A 17,504-nucleotide genomic window follows, 5' to 3' on the forward strand; every position below is an offset into this window, starting at 1 on the left:
GACGCCTACCGCGCACCCCTTCCCCGTCCCGCCCGCTCCACCAGCAGCCAGCCGCCCAGGGTCATCGCGACGGCGGCCGGCGCGCTGACCGGGATCGCGATCAGCAGGGCCGTGCGGCCGTCCAGCAGGTCGTTGAAGCCGACCATGGACAGACCCAGCACGCCGAGTAGGCAGAGCGTCGCGCCGAGGGCGGCGAGCGGGCCCGCCCCGGGGGCTCCGGGTGCGGCGAGGGGGCCGCGGTCCGTCCCCGGCGCGGAGGGGGCCGGGCGTTCGAAGGTGCGGAAGACGGCGACGAGAGCGGCGGTGAGGGCCGCCGCGCAGGCGATCCGCAGCGGGACCTGGGCCCACCAGGCGGCCGACGCGGGCGCGGGCAGCGGCACGTCGAGGGCGAGCAGCGCCCCGTACACCCCGAACATCGCCGTGAGGTGCCAGAGGAACGCGGTCATCGCCACGCCGTTGGCCGCCACCACCGTGCGCCAGACGCGCGGGCGCTCCAGCAGGCGGGCCGCCGGGGCGCGGAGCAGTTCGACCGCGCCGACCAGCCAGAGGCCGTGGGCCAGCAGGGCGAGGGTGGGCGGGGCCATGTTGCTGACCTTCTCGCCGGGCATGCCGACCATGGAGAGCGGGTACGGCCCGAACGCCACCAGCGCGCAGGCGGTGACCAGGCCCGCCCCGGCGAGGAGCGCGGGGCGGCGGATGCGGCCGTCGGCGCGCAGGAAGCCGAGCTGGTGGACGGCGAGCCAGACGAAGGCGAAGTTGAGGAACTCGACGTACGGAACCCCGGCCGCGAAGCGCAGGATGTCCACCGCCGCCGCCGCGCCGGCCGGCCCGGCGAAGGCGACCCAGCCGTACCGCTCGTGCAGCCGCAGCAGGGGCGGGGTGAGGGCGACCATCGCCAGGTAGATCCCGATGAACCAGAGCGGCTGGGTCACCATGCGCAGGGTCGCGCCGGTCAGGCCGCCGCCCCCGCCGAGGAGTTGGACGATCAGCGCCGCCGCGCCCCAGACGAGGACGAAGACCGTGGTGGGGCGCAGGAGCCGCTGGAGCCTCGCGCGGAGGAAGGCGGAGTAGACGGAGTCCGCGGCGGCCCCCGAGGCGGGCCGGGCGTGCTTGCGGAGCAGGGAGCGGTAGGACAGCGCGTGGGAGAAGCCGCCGACGAAGAAGAACACCGGCATGACCTGGAGCAGCCAGGTCAGCGGTTGGAGGGCGGGGACGACGGCGAGCAGGTTGCCGACCCCGTCCGGGGTGACGGCGGCCATCAGCCAGTGGCCGAGCACGACCGCGGCGAGCGAGGCGACCCGGAGGAGGTCGACGTAGCGGTCCCGGGTGGCGGGCGTCGCCCCGGCCAGGTCACGAACACTTGATCCCATGAACGTACGGTCGCGCGAGCCGGGCGGGGGCCGGCAGCGCGTCCGTACTCAGATCCGCGGTGAGTACGGACGCGTTCCGGGGTCAGACCACGTGGGCGCCCGGCGCGGGCGAGGCGGCCACGCGGGCGTTGCGGCAGGTCCCGGACGCCGTCAGGGCGGCCGCGACCTTCTCGGCCGCCTCCTCGTCCGCGACCAGGAACGCCGTCGTCGGCCCGGAGCCGGAGACCAGGGCGGCCAGGGCCCCCGCCGCCGTGCCCGCCGCCAGGGTGGCGGCGAGGGAGGGGCGCAGGGAGAGCGCGGCGGGCTGGAGGTCGTTGCCCAGGGCGGCCGCGAGTGCGCCGGGGTCGCCGGAGCGCAGGGCGGCGAGCAGGGCGGGGGACGCGGTCGGCTCGGGGACCTCGGTGGCGGCGGTGAGGCGGTCGAACTCCCCGTAGACGGCAGGGGTGGAGAGGCCGCCGTCGGCCACCGCGAAGACCCAGTGGAAGGCTCCGCCGACCTCGACCGGGGTCAGCTTCTCGCCGCGTCCGGTGCCGAGAGCGGCCCCGCCGACCAGGCTGAACGGCACGTCGCTGCCCAGCTCCGCGCAGATCGCGAGGAGCTCGTCGCGGCTCGCGCCGGTCCCCCACAGGGCGTCGCAGGCGACCAGGGCGGCGGCTCCGTCCGCGCTGCCGCCGGCCATGCCGCCCGCGACCGGGATGTCCTTGGCGATGTGCAGGTGGACGGCGGGGGCGATGCCGTACCGCTCGGCCAGCGCGAGCGCGGCGCGGGCGGCGAGGTTGGTGGCGTCCAGTGGGACCTGGGCGGCGTCCGGGCCGGAGCAGGTGATGCGCAGCTCGTCGGCGGGGGCGGCGGTGACCTCGTCGTACAGGCCGACGGCGAGGAAGACGTTGGCCAGGTCGTGGAAGCCGTCGGGGCGGGCGGGGCCCACGGCGAGCTGGACGTTGACCTTGGCGGGGACGCGGACGGTGACGCTCACCGGTCACCCCCGGGAACGTCGGCGGCCTGCGGCTTGTTCTCCGCGATCGCCGCGAACTCCTCCACCGTCAGCGCTTCGCCGCGCGCCTGCGGGGAGATCCCGGCGGCGGTGAGCGCGGCCTCGGCGGCGGGGGCGGAGCCGGCCCAGCCGGACAGGGCCGCGCGCAGCGTCTTGCGGCGCTGGGCGAAGGCCGCGTCCACCACCGCGAAGACCTCGGCGCGGGAGGCGGTGGTGGCGATGGGCTCGGTGCGCCGGACCAGGGAGACGAGTCCGGAGTCGACGTTGGGGGCGGGCCAGAAGACGGTGCGGCCGATGGACCCGGCGCGCTTGACGTCCGCGTACCAGTTGGCCTTCACCGAGGGCACGCCGTACACCTTGTTGCCGGGGCGGGCGGCGAGCCGGTCGGCGACCTCGGCCTGGACCATGACGAGGGTCCGCTCGATGCTGGGGAAGCGCTCCAGCATGGTGAGCAGGACGGGCACGGCCACGTTGTACGGGAGGTTGGCGACGAGCGCGGTGGGCGCGGGGCCGGGCAGCTCCGTGACCAGCATCGCGTCGGAGTGGACCAGGGCGAAGCGGTCGGCGCGCTCCGGCATCCGGGCCCGGATGGTGGCGGGCAGCGCGTCGGCGAGCACGTCGTCGATCTCGACGGCCGTCACCCGGCCCGCCGCCTCCAGCAGCGCCAGGGTCAGCGAGCCGAGCCCGGGGCCGACCTCGACGACGGTGTCGTCCGGGCGGACCTCGGCCGTGCGCACGATGCGGCGGACGGTGTTGGCGTCGATGACGAAGTTCTGACCGCGCTGCTTGGTGGGGCGTACGCCCAGCTTCGCGGCCAGGTCGCGGATGTCTGCGGGGCCCAGGAGGGCGTCGGGCTCAGTGCTGCTCACCCGGTAAGCGTACGGCGGCGGGGGCGGGGCCCGTCCCCGCCGCCCGCACCGGCCCGCCGGTCAGAAGCCGAAGGCCCTTGCCGTTCAGAAGTCGAAGGCCCTCGCCGTGTTGGCCTGGATCGCGCTCGCCAGCGTCTCCTCGTCCACGCCCTTCACCTCGGCCATCGCGCGGAGCGTGACCGGGATGAGGTAGGGCGCGTTGGGCCGGCCCCGGTACGGGGCGGGGGTGAGGAAGGGGGCGTCCGTCTCGACGAGGACCAGCTCGGTGGGGGCGACGGCGAGCGCGTCCCGCAGCGGCTGGGCGTTCTTGAAGGTCACGTTGCCCGCGAAGGACATGAAGTAGCCGGCCGCCGCGCAGATCCGGGCCATCTCGGCGTCGCCGGAGTAGCAGTGGAACACCGTCCGCTCGGGCGCGCCCGCGTCGCGCAGGACCCGCAGGACGTCCGCGTGCGCGTCGCGGTCGTGGATGACCAGGGCCTTGCCGTGCCGCTTGGCGATCTCGATGTGGGCCCGGAAGGACTCCTCCTGGGCGGCGACGCCCTCGGGGCCGGTGCGGAAGAAGTCCAGGCCCGTCTCACCGACCCCGCGCACGTGGTCGAGGGCGGCCAGCGCGTCGATCTCCGCCAGCGCCTCGTCCAGCGCCGCCCGGCCGCCGGGCTCCCTGGCCCCCTGCCGCGCGGTGCCGTCCGGATCCCCGTGGACGATGCGCGGGGCCTCGTTGGGGTGCAGGGCGACCGAGGCGTGGACGGCGGGATGGGCCGCGGCGGTCTCTGCGGCCCACCGGGAGCCGGCCACGTCGCACCCCACTTGGACGACCGTCGTCACGTTGACCGCGGCGGCCCGGGCGAGGGCCTCCTCGACCGTGGCGTCCTGCATGTCCAGGTGGGTGTGGGAGTCGGCGACCGGAACCCTCAGGGGCTCGGGCAGCGGCGGGGGTTCGGTACGGCTCATGCCGACGATCGTACGAGGACCCCGCCGCCCTCGTACGACCGCCGGCCGGGGCGCCGCTCCGGTACGTCCTCCGTCGCGGGGCGCCCCGCGTCACCCCCGCCGGAAGGGCCGCCCGCCCCGGCGGAGGAGCGGGTTCAGCGGCGGTGGAAGGGGTGGAGGAGGCCCGACAGCTTCCCGTGGCGCTCCGCGGCGGCGGCCGGTGCCGCCGCGTCCTTCCCGGGGGCCTCCGCCCGGTCCTTCTCAGCGGTCTCCGGCCCCTCCTTCCCGGGGGTCCGCGCCCCGTCCTTCCCGGCGGCCGGCCCCGCCCGGCCCTTCCCGGCGGCCTTCGCCGCGCGGGGCGTCCGCTGGGTGCGCAGCAGCTCCTGGACGCCCGCGACCCGCCCCGCCCGCATGATGCGCACCACGTGTCCGCCGCAGTTGGCGCAGGTGGGCGTGGAGAGCGGGGACGGCACCCGCTCACCGTCGGCCGTGTAGACGACGAACGCGTGGCCGTGGTGGTCGACGCGGTGCTCTATCTCGTAGGACTGCTCCCAGCCGTACCCGCACTTCATGCAGGCGAAGGCGTACGCCTCGTGGACGGTGGTGGCTGCGATCTCGCTCATGCCCGCTCCTCCTGGCCGCCGGTCACACACTCCGGGGGCGGGCGCCCCGCCCGAGGGTTCGGGCAGGCGGCCCGTCCCTTCCAGTGGACACCCGTCCTCGGGCGGACGCACGGGCTCCGTTCCGTTGTTGATGCGTTCTTTCCCTCCTTGGGCCGCCCTTTGCCCCCGCATGGCGCGGGTGAGGACCGGGGCGGGGCGGCGCGTGACCTCCCCCGCGGGAGAGCCGCCCGGACGATCCATCGAGCGCCCCCGAATGCGCCCCACACCCGAGGTGAATGCGCCCGCGCACCACCCCCGATGCGCCCTCCCTTTTCCCTTGCGGGCACGGGCTTTCCCCCCGTCCGCGCCCCAAGAATTCATCGTTCAATTGAATACGCGATTTCCCCGGATGCCCCGCCCCGATTTGCGGAGCCGCCTTTCCTGCTTTTCACTCGTTACGTCCACCCCATTTCCCACAGAACGGGGAACACCTCATGTTCACTACGGACACCACTGCCACCGACGTCGAACTCGACCTGGACGCGGCCCTGAACCCGGGCGAGGTCGAGGGCCTGTACCGCGACTCCCGTGAATGCGCGGCCCTCGCGCTCCTCGCGGGCGGCGGCGCTCTCCTGCTCTCGCCTCCGACCCCCCGCCCGAAGAAGGGCTGAACGCCGGAACATGAACCAGACACATGCGTCGTCGCCCCTCGCGGGCGCCGTGCATGACCTGGCATCAGAGGTGGTCCTCGCTCTTCGGAGCGGGGACCACCTCGCCACGGTGTGCGGCGCTGCGGGAATCGACGAGGACGATCGGACCGGAATCGCGGCGGTACGGGTCATCGGGGCCGACCTGCTGCTGCCGAGCGTGCTGTACGGAGGGAATCCGCACCCCGGGGACGTCGCCGTACTCGACCGGGCGGTACGGGAGTTCCCGCCGAAGCCGGACGCCCCGGCCGCCACGGCCTGGAGCCACTGGCACATGATCTCCACCCTCCAGCGGATGGCTCCCCCGGCCCTCGGCGCACCCCCCGCGCCCGGCGCGTACGCGGAGCCCGACGCCGCCTGGCTGGAGGAGGCCCCCTGGCAGGCGTTCACCCACCAGCTGTCGGTCCTCGCGCCGCTCGCCGTCCCGGCCGCCCCGTCGGCCGTGCAGCGGGCCGCGGCCAACCGGGCCGTCGACCTGGCGCGCGGCTTCGTCCGCGCGGTACGGCGGCGCGACTGGCTCCAGGCGGCGGGCGCGGGCCGCTGGCTCACGGCGACCGGCGGCGCACCCGACACCCTGGGCCTGGACGGCGGCCTGGAGTTCGTGGAGCTGATGGGCGGCCACGACCCCCGCGTCGCCCTCCACGTACGGGCCGCACGTCTGATGGACGGGGCGGGCGCACGGTGACGGCGACCGCGACCCGGGAGCCGCGCGGGCGCCCCGGGCCGGGCGCGGAGTCCGGGGCCGCGCTCGCCGTCCTCCCCGGCGTCCTGCGCTCCGCCCTCGGCTGGACCGACGCGCACCGCGCCCGCTTCGCCCTCCCCGACGACATCCTGGAGCCCCACACCCAGGTCAACGGCACCCTCAAACCGCTGGGCGAGCTGGCCCAGCTCGGCTCCACCATCCGCCGCGCCACCGACCCCGGCACCCCGGAGCACACGACGGCCGGGGAGCTCGTCGCGTACGCCTGGGAGCAGGTGCGGGAGGGCGGGCTGCTGCTGGAACTGCTGCGCGCCGAGCCGTTCGCCGCGTACCCGTACGAGATCTACGCCGCCTTCGCCGGGTACGGGCTGCGCCACGAGGGGTTCGAGGCGCTGGCCCGCCCGCTCACCGCGACCCGCGCCTGGGCCCACACCGAGCAGCACGCCAACCGCCAGCTGGGCCTGGTCAACTCGGAGCGGCGGGTCGGCACGGTCCCCCACACCGACGCGGGCGCGGTGCTCTCCCGGACCTGGCTGGGCGGCCTGGCGGAGCCGTGGACGTTCGAGGGCCCCTCCGGCTACGCGCTGACCCACACCGTCTTCCACCTCACCGACTGGGGCCGGATGCCCGACCGGGTTCCGGAGAGGATCGACGGCTATCTGCGGACCTGGCTGCCCGCCTGGATCGACGGCTGCCTGGAGAGCGGCCAGTGGGACCTGACCGGCGAACTGCTCGCGGTGGCGGCCTCGCTCCCGGGCCCCGCCCCCGCCGGGCTGCTGGACGCGGTCTGGCCGGTGCTCGCCGGAGTCCAGCACCCGACCGGCTGCGTCCCGGAGACCGGCGCCCCGGCCGAGGACCCCGCGCCGGACCCGTACCCCTTCATCGACTGCTACCACTCCACGCTCGTCACGGCCTTCGCGGCGGCCCTGTCCCTGAGGTCGCTGCGGTCGCCGGAGCAGACGGACGGGTCCGCGCCCGGCCGGGAAAGGCGCCCCGCATGAGCAGCGGCATCCAGCAGATCCACGACGTCGGCGCGAAGGCCCTGGGCTGGCTGTACGAGCACCGGGAGGGGTTCCGGCTGGAGGCCGACCCGTCCCCGGAGGCGGGCGTGCTGGACCGGTTCAAGCCGCTGGGCGAGCTGGCGCTGATCGGAAAGGTCATCTTCCGCGAGGGCGTGGCCGGCTCGCAGCAGTCCTCCCTCGCCCGCAAGCTGCTGGACCACGCCTGGCACGAGCTGCTGGACTCCGGGGCGCGGCTGCTGGAGGGCCAGCGGCGCGAACCGCTCTCACCGGTGCCGCTGGAGGTCTACGTACCGTTCCGGGAGCTGGGCTACCGGCAGCCCGAGCTGGAGTCCGCGATCCGGCTCAACCACCGGCTGGCGAGCTGGGCGGCGCTGGAGGTGCTGCCGGTGCGGCGGCTGGGGCTGAGCGCGATCGAGCGGCGGTTCGGGGTGGAGCCGAGCGTTCCGGAGACGGCGGCGCTGGCCCACACCTGGCTGGCGCGGCGGCCCGAACCGTGGACGGTCGAAGGCCACATCGGCTACGACATCACGCACACCGTCTTCCACCTCACCGACTGGGGCGAGAAGCCGGACGGGCTGCCCGCCGACGTCGCCGAGTACCTGGCGCTGTGGCTGCCGGCCTGGCTGGACGACTGGCTGGACCTGAAGCGGTGGGACCTGCTGGGCGAGCTGCTGGTCGTGGACGCCTGCCTGCCGGAGCCCACCCTGGACCCGGCGGCCTGGCAGGGGTTCGCGCAGGCCCAGCAGGCGGACGGGGCGATGCCGGTGGTCGGCGGGATGCCGGAGGGGGACGAGGAGTCGGTGTTCGACCTGGTCTACCACCCGACGCTGGTGGCCGCGTTCGCCTCGGCGCTCGCGCTGTCCCGCGCCCTCTCCGACCTCAGCGCGGCCCCGGCCCCGGCATGACCGGCACGACGGCGCTCCCGGCGGCCTCCACGGCCGCGGACCCGGCCGCCGCACGGCTGCTCGCCGAGGCGGCCGGGCGGATCGAGGCCCCGGGCGTGGTGCTCGCGATCAGCCGGAACGGGGTGCGCACCGTCCACACCGGCGGCAGCGCGGAGCCGGGCCCGGTCCCCCGCGAGCTGCTGGCCCACGAACTGGGCTCGGCGTCGAAACCGTACGCGGGGCTCCTGCTGGCCCGGCTGGTGGCGCAGGGCCGGGTGCGGTACGAGGACCGGGCGGCGGAGCTGCTGGCCCCGGGGTTCCCGGTGCACCCGGCGGTGCGCCGGATCACGCTGCGCCACCTGCTCACCCACACCTCGGGGCTGCCGGCGCTGCCGGCCGACTTCTACCCGCAGGCGGTGCCCCGCTGGTCGACCGACCCGTACGGCGGCTACCCGGCCGAGCGGGTGGTGCGGGCCTTCCTGCGGGCCCGCCCGCGCCACCGGCCCGGAACCCGCTGGCGCTACTCCAACTTCGCCGTCTCGGTCCTGGGCCACACCCTGGCGGCGGCCACCGGCACCCCGTGGGAGGTGCTGCTGCACCAGCAGGTGCTGGCCCCGCTGCACCTGGACGCGACCCGGGTGCGCCCGGGGCCGGAGGGCACGGAGGCGGTGGGCCACCGCCGGGACGGGGCCCCGGTCCCCGCACTGGACACCGGGGGCTTCACGGCGGCGGGCGCGGTCCGGGCAACCCCGCTGGACATGCTCACGTTCCTGGAAGCGCACGCGGGCGGGCCCGGGCTGACCGACCCCACGCTGGCCGCGGCGCTGGCGGAGGTCCGCCGGCCCCTGCTGCGGCGCGGGCTGCGGCACACGCACACCCACACGCTCACGTGGTTCCACCACCCGTCCCCGTACGGCCCGGTCCTCTTCCACGCCGGGGCGACCCTCGGGCAGCAGGCGTTCCTGGGGTTCCGGCCGGGGACGGGGCTGGCGGTGGCGGCGACGGCGACGCGGCGGGTGCACCGGGCGGACACCTTCGTGGCGACGGCGTACGGCCTCCTGACGGAAACCCCGTAGGCGCCCCGCCCCGCCGGACCGCTGCGCCCGCTCCGCCTTCCCGGCCGCCTACTCCGTCTTCTCCGTCTTCCCCACCGCCTGCTCCTTCTTCCCGGCCGTCTTCTCCGCGTTCTTGGCGGCCACCACCGCGTCGAACACCTCCCGTTTCGGCAGCCCGGCGTCGGCGGCGACGGCGGCGATGGCCTCCTTGCGCCGCTCCCCCGCCTCCTCCCGCACCCGCACGCGCCGCACCAGCTCCTCGGCGTCCAGCTCCTGCGGCCCGGTCTCGGCGGCGCCCTGCACCACCACGGTGATCTCGCCGCGCACCCCGTCCTCGGCCCACACCGCCAGCTCGCCGAGCGGGCCGCGCTTGACCTCCTCGTACGTCTTGGTCAGCTCCCGGCACACGGCGGCACGGCGGTCCGCGCCGAAGACCTCGGCCATCGCGGCGAGGGTGTCGTCCAGCCGGTGCGGGGCCTCGAAGAAGACCATCGTGCGCCGCTCACCGGCGTTCTCGCGGAGCTTGGAGAGCCGTTCACCGGCCTTGCGCGGCAGAAACCCCTCGAAGCAGAACCGGTCCACGGGCAGCCCGGACAGGGCGAGCGCCGTCAGCACCGCGCTCGGCCCGGGTACGGCGGTGACGCGGATGTCCTGCTCCACGGCGGCGGCGACGAGCCGGTAGCCGGGGTCGGAGACGGACGGCATGCCCGCGTCCGTCACCAGCAGGACGCGCGCCCCGCCGGTCAGGGCCTCCACCAGCTCCGGCGTACGGGCGGACTCGTTCCCCTCGAAGTAGGAGACGACACGCCCCGTCGTGTGGACGCCGAGCGCCTGGGTGAGCCGGCGCAGCCGCCGGGTGTCCTCGGCGGCGACGACGTCGGCCCGCTCCAGTTCGGCGGCCAGGCGCGGCGGGGCGTCCGCCACGTCGCCGATGGGGGTTCCTGCGAGCACGAGCGTTCCAGTCGTTCCAGTCACATCAGCCATCCTCGCAGCACGGGCAGCGCCCTTCGCACAGATGCGTTCCCTACGATGGCGCGGTGACGAGTACCGCACCCGAGACCCAGCGGGGCCACGACGCCGGAGACGCGCCCGGCGAGGAGCCGACCTCCTGGCAACGGCGGCTGCGCCGCTTCGGCTATGTCCCCCGCCCGGAGGCCTCCCTCCGCGACCGGCTGGACCCGCCGTACACGCGGCCCGGACGCCAGGTGTGGTCGGTGCTCGCGATCCCTCCGCACGTGGCCGACCGGCTGGTGCGGTGGTCCGGCTGGGGCGGCCCGCTGCTGGTGACGCTGGTCGCCGGGGTGCTGCGGTTCTGGAGGCTGGACCAGCCGCACGCGGTGATATTCGACGAGACGTACTACGCCAAGGACGCGTGGGCGCTGGTCAACCAGGGGTACGAGGGGGCCTGGCCCAAGGACGTCGACAAGCAGATCCTGAACGACCCGTCCTCGGTCCCGATCCCGACCGACCCGGGTTATGTGGTGCACCCGCCGGTCGGCAAGTGGATCATCGGCTTCGGTGAGCAGCTGTTCGGTTTCACGCCGTTCGGCTGGCGGTTCATGGTGGCGGTGCTCGGCACGATCTCCGTGCTCCTGCTCTGCCGGATCGGGCGGCGGCTGTTCCGCTCCACGTTCCTGGGCTGTCTGGCCGGGCTGCTGCTCGCGGTGGACGGTCTGCACTTCGTGATGAGCCGGACCGCGCTGCTCGACCTGATCGTCATGTTCTTCGTGCTGGCCGCGTTCGGCTGCCTGGTGGCGGACCGGGACCACGTCCGCCGCCGGCTGGCCGCCGCGCTGCCGGTGGACGGGGAGGGGGTGCTGCGGCCGGACGCCCGGATCGCGGAGACCCTGCGGCTGGGGTGGCGGCCGTGGCGGCCGGCGGCGGGCGTGCTGCTGGGCCTGGCGTTCGCCACCAAGTGGAACGGCCTGTACGTGCTGGCGGCGTTCGGTCTGATGACGGTCCTGTGGGACGTGGGCGCGCGGCGCACGGCGGGAGCGGTCCACCCCTACCGGGCGGTGCTGCGCCGGGACCTGGTCCCCGCGTTCTTCTCCACGGTGCCGGTCGCGATCGTCACGTACACCGTCTCGTGGACCGGCTGGATCGTGACGGACAAGGGCTACTACCGGAACTGGGCGGCCACCGAGGGCAAGGGCTCCACGTGGTCCTGGCTCTTCCCGGACTGGCTGCGCAGCCTGTGGCACTACGAGAACCAGGTGTACGACTTCCACGTCGGCCTGACCTCGGGCCACACCTACGAGTCGAACCCGTGGAGCTGGCTGGTCCTCGGCCGCCCCGTCTCGTACTTCTACGAGGAGCAGACGGGCTGCACCGAGTCCGCGACCGGCAAGTGCGCCAGCGAGGTCCTGGCCATCGGCACCCCGCTGCTGTGGTGGCTGGCGTGCTTCGCGCTGGCGTACGTGGTGTGGCGCTGGTTCTTCCGCCGCGACTGGCGGGCGGGCGCGATCGCCTGCGGTGTGGCGGCGGGCTGGCTGCCCTGGTTCTTCTACCAGGAGCGGACGATCTTCCTCTTCTACGCGGTGGTGTTCGTCCCGTTCCTCTGCCTGGCGGTCACGATGATGCTGGGAGCGGTCATCGGCCCGGCGGCGGGCACGGGAGCCAAGGCCGAACTGGGCCTCCCCGAGAACGACCCCACGGGCGAACGCCGCCGCACGCTGGGAGCGATCGCGGTGGGCGTGCTGGTGCTCCTGATCGTCTGGAACTTCATCTACTTCTGGCCGCTGTACACCGGGACATCCATTCCGGAGGACCTGTGGCGGGACCGGATGTGGCTGGACACGTGGGTTTAGCGCCGGACGTCCGGAGACCCTCCGGGAGGGAAAACGCGCACATGCGGGTGGCCGCGACGGTATCTCGTCGCGGCCACCCGCATGTGGTGCCGGAGCAGGCTCGGTGAGCCTAGAAATAATGCTTTCGACCGCCGACGGCGCGGCCGGTCGCACCGAGAATCCAGAGGATCGCGCCGACGACGATGAGAATTCCACCGATCGTCGTCAGGAGCGACATACCGACGAGCAGTCCGATGATGAGGAGAAGAAGTCCAAGGAGAATCATGCCAAATCCCATCGCCGAGTCCGAGTAGGTGCGTGAACACCCACAGTTCGCAACGGTCGCGGTGCACCCGATCGATCGGTTCCGGCGGTGGAAGACCACCGGAACTCGTTGCGTTCGTCCTAGTGCCCGGCCCTTCGGCACTTACACACATCACATACACACATCATCGAAATCATGTTCGCCGCTGTCCTGTGCCGAAGACCGCGGCCACCCCCGACAGCACCAGAAAGAGCACGGCGGCCCCGGCCGTCAGCCAGGCCAGCAGGGCCGCGCCGCCTCCCCCGACGTCCGCTTCCCGGGCCACCACCTGCGGATCGTCCGCCTGGTACCGGACGGGGACGGCCGCGCCCACGGACTGCTTGCCGCCGCCGCTGCCCACCGGGAGGTCGGCCACCACGGTCCGCCCGCCGGCTTCGAACTTCACCTCGCACTGGCCGGTCATGCAGGCCCCGGCGGTGTGCAGCGTCGCCTGAGCCCGCTCACCGCTCTGGAGCGAGCGCAGGTGCCGGGCCGCCGGGAACATCACCAGCGCCGACAGCGCGCCCAGCAGCAGGGCGAGGGCCAGCGACATCAGCAAGGAGGCGCGCGGCCCCGGGTGGCTCTCACCCCCGCCGCCCCCTGCGCCGCCGAACGCCCCCGTGTCCGGCGGTGTGCGCACCTCGGAGCCGCCCCCGCTCACCGTGCCGTCCAAACCGATCCCCCTCCCGTGCGACCGCCGGCAGCCGACCGGCGCCCCCGCGCCCGCTGCTCTCGCGGTCGTGCGCGCCCCCGGTGGTCGCCGGGCCGCGTGTCCTCGTTTCCCAGCAGGCTAGACGGGCCGCCGCGGCGATTTCAGGGGGCGGTCCCGGCACAGCGGGCCGCCGCCGGTTGCCCGATGTCGGCAATCTGCCGCCCTCGCGTAGGTTGAGCGCCGTCGCAGTCGAACGGAAGGCACCACGGTGAAGGCGTACGACCTGGGGTTCGGGGAAAGCGCGGACGAGCTGGCGATCCGGCCGGGCGGGGCCGTCGGGATGGAGCTGCCCGACGCCCGCGTCGCCGGGTGGTGCGGCGGACGCGGACCGGGCATCGAACCGGCGGCGTGGCCGCGTAGCCCGGTCACCGGGCTGCCGATGATCCACGTCATCACCCTCGAACTGCCCGAGGACTACCGGCGCAAGGGCGAGCACCTGGTGGCCGTCTCCCTCTTCCAGGCCGACGACCACGTCGCCGACGACATCGAGGGCGTCGCCGAGCTGCTGGAGGGGGTCGCGCCCACCGCCGAGCAGGCCGCCGATCCCTTCCTGGCCGAGGTGGCGGCAGCGGCGGCGGCCCGCCACCCCGAGCAGGAGGACCTGGAGGACCTCATCGGGGGCGCGCACGCGCTCGTCCGGCTCACCGCCGAGGAGTTCGCCGCGCCCCGCATCGGCCCCCCGGCCGACATCCGGCCCGCCGGCCTCGGCGACCCGTACGGCCGCGGCCAGAACGCCTGGGACGACAGCGCCCCCGAGACCACGGTCTGGATCGGCGAACGCACCGGCGACCCGAACACCGGCATCGCGCCCTCCGAGACGGGCGAGGGCGGCTATGTGCCGGCCTGGTCCTCGGACGACAAGGAGCTCGAAGCGTTCTGGTCGACCGTCGAGGGGACCTCGCACCTCGGCGGAACGGTCATGCCCTGCCAGGCGATGCCGGAGGGGCTGACCCCGTACGTGTTGGAGCTGGAGGACGGGGTCGGCGGGATCAACCTCGGCGGCGGCACGGCCCAGCTCGACCTGGAGACGGGCTTCTTCGACTGGGCGCAGTGACCGGCGCCGGACGGGCAGGCGGCCGTCGAGGGCGGACGACCCCGCCCCGACGGGCGTCGGCCGCCTGTCCGAGGGGCTGACGGGGGCAAGGCTGAGGACCTGACGGGGGCCGGGCTCGCGCTCAGCCGCCGCAGCCCCCGCAGCCGCCGCCACCGCCGCCGCAGCTCGATCCGCAGCCGCCGCCGCAGCTGTTCGCGCTGCGCCGGGCGCGGTGCCCGCTCGACCGGGTCGAGGCGCTGGGCGGCGGGTTCTCGCGCCGCTCCTCCCTCCGCCACTTCGCCTCGCGCTCCTCGTGCCAGTGGCGTTCCATCCGCTCCCGGCCCTTCCGCAGCCGCTCGGCCGCGTCCGCCGGCTCCCAGGGCCCGAGCCGGTGCCGGCGGTCGGGGCGGAGCGGGGCGGTGGTGACGGTCGCGTACAACCGCCCCGTCTCCTGGCGGCGGTGGTACTCGGCGCGGGCGTGGACGAGGACCACCTCGTCGCCTTCGGTGACCGTCCCGTACAGGACCGCTTCGAAGGGCTCCTGTTCCGGGTCGACGTCGTAGTGTCCGTTCCCCGTTCCGTACGCGGAGCCGCTGCTCAGGAGCCTCGTCCTGGTGCGGGTGTCGCGCCGCTGGGGGACGTACGCGACGAGGGGGGCGGCAGTGGTCGTGCGGGCGTCCGGGTACACCCAGTGGCGTCCGTCCTTCCCCACGCGTACGCCCACGACCAGGACGGGCTGCTCCTGTCCGTACAGCCGCCGCGCCGCCAGGTGGGCGAGCCCGCCCCGGCCGTAGAACGTCGTGGCGGCCACGAGGAGCACCAGGGCGACGCGCTGCTGCCCGACCGCGTCGTACGGTTCACCGGTCCGCGTCAGGTCCTGGACCAGACCCTCGGTGAGGACGCCGGCGGCGGCCAGGGCGAGCGCGAGGCCGAGGAAGACCCGCTGGTGGCCGCGGTGGCCGTCCGACGCCGGGACGCCCTCGGGCAGCGGAAACCGTCTGTTTCCGGCCACGGCGCGCATCAGCGCCCGCTGCCGCCGCCGGGCCCACAGCCGCAGGCAGCCTCCGGTGAACGCCAGGGCGCAGGCGGCGAGGACGACCGACTGACCGGACCGGGCCGCGGTGTCCGTCCCGCCGCTCCCGAACGTCCGGAGGCCCGCCTCCACCGCCACGTACAGCGCCGCCGGGACGGCCGCGACCGGCACGTACCGGTACCAGAGCGGCAGGGCGGCCAGCAGCACCGCACCCGGGTACCGCAGCCAGTCCGTCCCCGTCCCGTGCCCGCCGTGCCAGGCCGGGGAGGCGGACGCAATCCCGTACAGCAGGACGTACGCCGTCGCCACCAGCGCGGCGAGGACCCAGCCGATGAGGGCCGGGGACAGGACCGCCGGGCCGCCCGCCCTCCGCCAGCGCTCCACATCGGCCGAGGACCAGGCGGAGACCGCGCCCCCGGCCGGCGACCAGGTGACGACGCCGTCCCCGGTGACGGACCAGACGGCGGGTGCGGTTCCCTTCCCGGCGCCCGGCGGCAGCGTCCCGGACGGCAGGTGCTTGACCGGGTAGGCCACCGTCGAACCGGCTCCGCGCCCCCTCCATATGTCTCTGCGCATGCCCATGCCCGCACGCCCCCCGACGCTCGGTCCCCCGTACATTCCCGGCCAGTCTTCCCGGCCCGGGCCGCCTGTAACCGGCTGCCCCGGCGGCCGTCCGCAACGGCTGTCCGGAGCGGGAGAGCGCTTTCCGGCCCAGCATTCCGGTCCGGTAACAACGCCCTCACGCCCCGCCGCCCACGCTTAGGGTTCCTCACAGTTGCCCCCTGAACGTGTTCAGGGGGTTTTCCTGGGGAGGGGGGCTGCGCGATGCGCAGTGGAGCGAGGGTCGCCGTGGTCGGCGGAGCGTTCGTGCTGGTGGCCGGAGGGATCGGCTACGGGGCGTACAGCGTGCTCGGGGAGACGGCTGGCGGGGGCGGCGACGGTACACGGAGCGCGTCCGAGTCGTCGGAGGTGAAGACGGGGCCGCCGAGCGCGGAGGAGATCGCGCAGACGTCGAAGGGCTTCTTCGACGCGTGGGCGGCCGGGGACGCGAAGGGCGCGGCGCTGCTCACCAACAACGAGTCGGGCGCGGAGCCGGTGCTCTCCTCGTACGGCGAGGACGCGCGCATCGGCAAGGTAAAGATCACGCCCGCCCCGCCGGTCGGCACGAAGGTGCCGTACACGGTCGAGGCCACGGTCACGTTCCAGGGGAAGTCGAAGCCCCTGTCGTACGCCTCGGAGTTGACCGTCGTACGCGGACTGACGACGGGCAAGGCCCTGGTGGACTGGGAACCGGCCGTCGTGCACCCGCAGTTGACGGAGGGGGCGACGCTGAAGACGGGCGAGTCCTCGACCCCGGCGATCGAGGCCGTCGACCGCAACGGAACGGTGCTGACCAAGGAGAAGTACCCCTCGCTCGGGCCGGCCCTGGACACGCTGCGCCAGAAGTACGGGGAGGCCTCGGGCGGTTCGGCCGGCATCGAGACCTGGATCGAGCCCGCCGACGCGTCCCAGCCGGACGTCAACCTGCTGACCCTGGCCAAGGGCAAGCCCGGCAAGGTGCAGACGACGCTGGACGCGAACGCGCAGGCGGCGGCGGAGCGGGCGGTGAAGAAGTACGCGCAGGCGTCCGTGGTGGCGGTGAAGCCGTCCACAGGGGCGATCCGCGCGGTGGCCAACAACCCGGTGACCGAGTTCAACGTGGCGCTCCAGGGCAAGCAGGCCCCCGGTTCGACGCTGAAGATCATGACGGCGGCGATGCTGCTGGAGAAGGGGCTCGTCACGGCGAACGGGGCAGCCGAGTGCCCGCCGGACGTCCGGTACTACACCCGTACGATCGAGAACCTGGGCCGCTTCTCGCTGCCGGATGGCTCCACCTTCACCCAGAGCTTCGCCAAGTCCTGCAACACCGCCTTCATCAAGATGATCGACGACGTCGACGACGACTCGGCGCTCGCCAAGGAGGCCCGGGAGGTCTTCGGGATCGGCCTGGACTGGAAGACCGGTGTGGTGACGTCCGACGGCAGCGTGCCGGAGGAGGTCGAAGGTGAGGCCGCCGCCCAGTACATCGGGCAGGGCACCGTCCAGATGAACGTCCTCAACATGGCGTCCATCACCGCAACCGCCCGCACCGGCACCTTCCGCCAGCCGATCATCGTCCCGCAGTCCCTGGACAACCGGGAGCTGGCGACTGCCTCACGCTCGCTGTCCCCCTCCGTCGTCCAGCAGCTCAACACAATGATGCGCGCCACGGCCGCCTGGGGCACCGGTGCGAAGGCGATGGCCTCGGTGGGCGGTGACAAGGGCGCAAAGACCGGTTCGGCCGAGGTCGACGGACAGGACACCTCCAACAGCTGGTTCACCGGCTTCAGCGACGACCTCGCCGCGGCGGCGGTCGTCCAGACCGGCGGCCACGGCGGCGACGCGGCGGGCCCGGTCGTGGCGGAGGTCCTGCGCGCGGGCGGGTGAGGGCCGGAGGGTGAGGGCGGGGCCGACCGGGGCCGGA

The 17,504-nt window shown here is 74.4% G+C and carries 17 protein-coding genes; 9 read left to right on the top strand and 8 right to left on the bottom strand.

Annotation, left to right across the window (positions count from 1 at the left end):
- Nucleotides 1-5: 5 nt before the first annotated feature.
- The 5 genes from ACH4K1_RS11410 to ACH4K1_RS11430 form a co-directional block, all read right to left on the bottom strand.
- Nucleotides 6-1,370, bottom strand: a complete 1,365-nt coding sequence (locus ACH4K1_RS11410; protein ID WP_398088613.1) for an acyltransferase — start codon at nt 1,368-1,370, stop codon at nt 6-8.
- Between the two features lie 82 nt (nt 1,371-1,452).
- On the bottom strand, nt 1,453-2,346 hold the full coding sequence (locus tag ACH4K1_RS11415) for a 4-(cytidine 5'-diphospho)-2-C-methyl-D-erythritol kinase (RefSeq protein WP_398088614.1): 894 nt from the start codon (nt 2,344-2,346) through the stop codon (nt 1,453-1,455).
- A complete protein-coding gene (gene rsmA, locus ACH4K1_RS11420) occupies nt 2,343-3,233 on the bottom strand; it encodes a 16S rRNA (adenine(1518)-N(6)/adenine(1519)-N(6))-dimethyltransferase RsmA (RefSeq protein ID WP_398088616.1) in 891 nt (296 codons plus the stop codon). Before rsmA ends, ACH4K1_RS11415 begins: the two co-directional genes overlap by 4 nt.
- A gap of 84 nt (nt 3,234-3,317) precedes the next feature.
- A complete protein-coding gene (locus tag ACH4K1_RS11425; RefSeq protein WP_398088617.1) occupies nt 3,318-4,184 on the bottom strand; it encodes a TatD family hydrolase in 867 nt (288 codons plus the stop codon).
- Between the two features lie 134 nt (nt 4,185-4,318).
- Entirely contained in the window at nt 4,319-4,786 is a 468-nt protein-coding gene (locus tag ACH4K1_RS11430; protein ID WP_398088618.1) for a hypothetical protein, read from the bottom strand.
- 473 nt (nt 4,787-5,259) lie between these two features.
- On the opposite strand from ACH4K1_RS11430, the gene ACH4K1_RS11435 reads away from it, so the two are divergent.
- Genes ACH4K1_RS11435 through ACH4K1_RS11455 form a run of 5 tightly spaced genes read left to right on the top strand, consistent with a single transcriptional unit; the run spans nt 5,260 to nt 9,154 of the window.
- Nucleotides 5,260-5,436, top strand: coding sequence for a hypothetical protein (locus ACH4K1_RS11435; RefSeq protein ID WP_398088620.1), 177 nt, complete (start codon nt 5,260-5,262; stop codon nt 5,434-5,436).
- 10 nt (nt 5,437-5,446) lie between these two features.
- A complete protein-coding gene (locus ACH4K1_RS11440; RefSeq protein WP_398088621.1) occupies nt 5,447-6,157 on the top strand; it encodes a hypothetical protein in 711 nt (236 codons plus the stop codon).
- Nucleotides 6,154-7,173, top strand: coding sequence for a DUF6895 family protein (locus tag ACH4K1_RS11445; protein ID WP_398088623.1), 1,020 nt, complete (start codon nt 6,154-6,156; stop codon nt 7,171-7,173). Before ACH4K1_RS11440 ends, ACH4K1_RS11445 begins: the two co-directional genes overlap by 4 nt.
- The gene (locus ACH4K1_RS11450; RefSeq protein WP_398088625.1) at nt 7,170-8,099 is read left to right on the top strand and encodes a DUF6895 family protein; all 930 of its coding nucleotides are present in this window, start codon (nt 7,170-7,172) and stop codon (nt 8,097-8,099) included. Before ACH4K1_RS11445 ends, ACH4K1_RS11450 begins: the two co-directional genes overlap by 4 nt.
- Nucleotides 8,096-9,154, top strand: a complete 1,059-nt coding sequence (locus ACH4K1_RS11455; RefSeq protein ID WP_398088627.1) for a serine hydrolase domain-containing protein — start codon at nt 8,096-8,098, stop codon at nt 9,152-9,154. The genes ACH4K1_RS11450 and ACH4K1_RS11455 overlap by 4 nt, the downstream gene beginning before the upstream one ends.
- A 48-nt stretch (nt 9,155-9,202) precedes the next feature.
- On the opposite strand, the gene rsmI is transcribed toward ACH4K1_RS11455, so the two are convergent.
- Nucleotides 9,203-10,117: a 16S rRNA (cytidine(1402)-2'-O)-methyltransferase gene (rsmI, locus tag ACH4K1_RS11460; RefSeq protein ID WP_398088629.1), complete on the bottom strand. Its 915-nt coding sequence runs from the start codon at nt 10,115-10,117 to the stop codon at nt 9,203-9,205.
- A gap of 53 nt (nt 10,118-10,170) precedes the next feature.
- On the opposite strand from rsmI, the gene ACH4K1_RS11465 reads away from it, so the two are divergent.
- The gene (locus ACH4K1_RS11465; protein ID WP_398088630.1) at nt 10,171-11,940 is read left to right on the top strand and encodes a dolichyl-phosphate-mannose--protein mannosyltransferase; all 1,770 of its coding nucleotides are present in this window, start codon (nt 10,171-10,173) and stop codon (nt 11,938-11,940) included.
- A 118-nt stretch (nt 11,941-12,058) separates the two neighbouring features.
- The gene (locus ACH4K1_RS11470; protein ID WP_398088884.1) at nt 12,059-12,241 is read left to right on the top strand and encodes a hypothetical protein; all 183 of its coding nucleotides are present in this window, start codon (nt 12,059-12,061) and stop codon (nt 12,239-12,241) included.
- A 136-nt stretch (nt 12,242-12,377) separates the two neighbouring features.
- Here ACH4K1_RS11470 and ACH4K1_RS11475 read toward each other — a convergent pair whose 3' ends face one another.
- Complete coding sequence (locus ACH4K1_RS11475; RefSeq protein WP_398088631.1) at nt 12,378-12,896, bottom strand: hypothetical protein; 519 nt, start codon at nt 12,894-12,896, stop codon at nt 12,378-12,380.
- 247 nt (nt 12,897-13,143) lie between these two features.
- On the opposite strand from ACH4K1_RS11475, the gene ACH4K1_RS11480 reads away from it, so the two are divergent.
- Nucleotides 13,144-13,989, top strand: coding sequence for a hypothetical protein (locus ACH4K1_RS11480; RefSeq protein ID WP_398088632.1), 846 nt, complete (start codon nt 13,144-13,146; stop codon nt 13,987-13,989).
- A gap of 121 nt (nt 13,990-14,110) precedes the next feature.
- On the opposite strand, the gene ACH4K1_RS11485 is transcribed toward ACH4K1_RS11480, so the two are convergent.
- Nucleotides 14,111-15,583 carry a hypothetical protein gene (locus ACH4K1_RS11485; protein WP_398088634.1) on the bottom strand — a complete coding sequence of 491 codons (1,473 nt, stop codon included), beginning with the start codon at nt 15,581-15,583 and terminating at the stop codon, nt 14,111-14,113.
- Nucleotides 15,584-15,826: 243 nt separating this feature from the next.
- Between ACH4K1_RS11485 and ACH4K1_RS11490 the strand changes: the two genes are divergently transcribed.
- Nucleotides 15,827-17,467: a penicillin-binding transpeptidase domain-containing protein gene (locus tag ACH4K1_RS11490; protein ID WP_398088635.1), complete on the top strand. Its 1,641-nt coding sequence runs from the start codon at nt 15,827-15,829 to the stop codon at nt 17,465-17,467.
- Nucleotides 17,468-17,504 lie beyond the last annotated feature (37 nt).

Source organism: Streptomyces sp. NPDC017448, from assembly GCF_044330565.1.
In the GTDB taxonomy this organism is placed as follows: Bacteria; Actinomycetota; Actinomycetes; order Streptomycetales; family Streptomycetaceae; genus Streptomyces.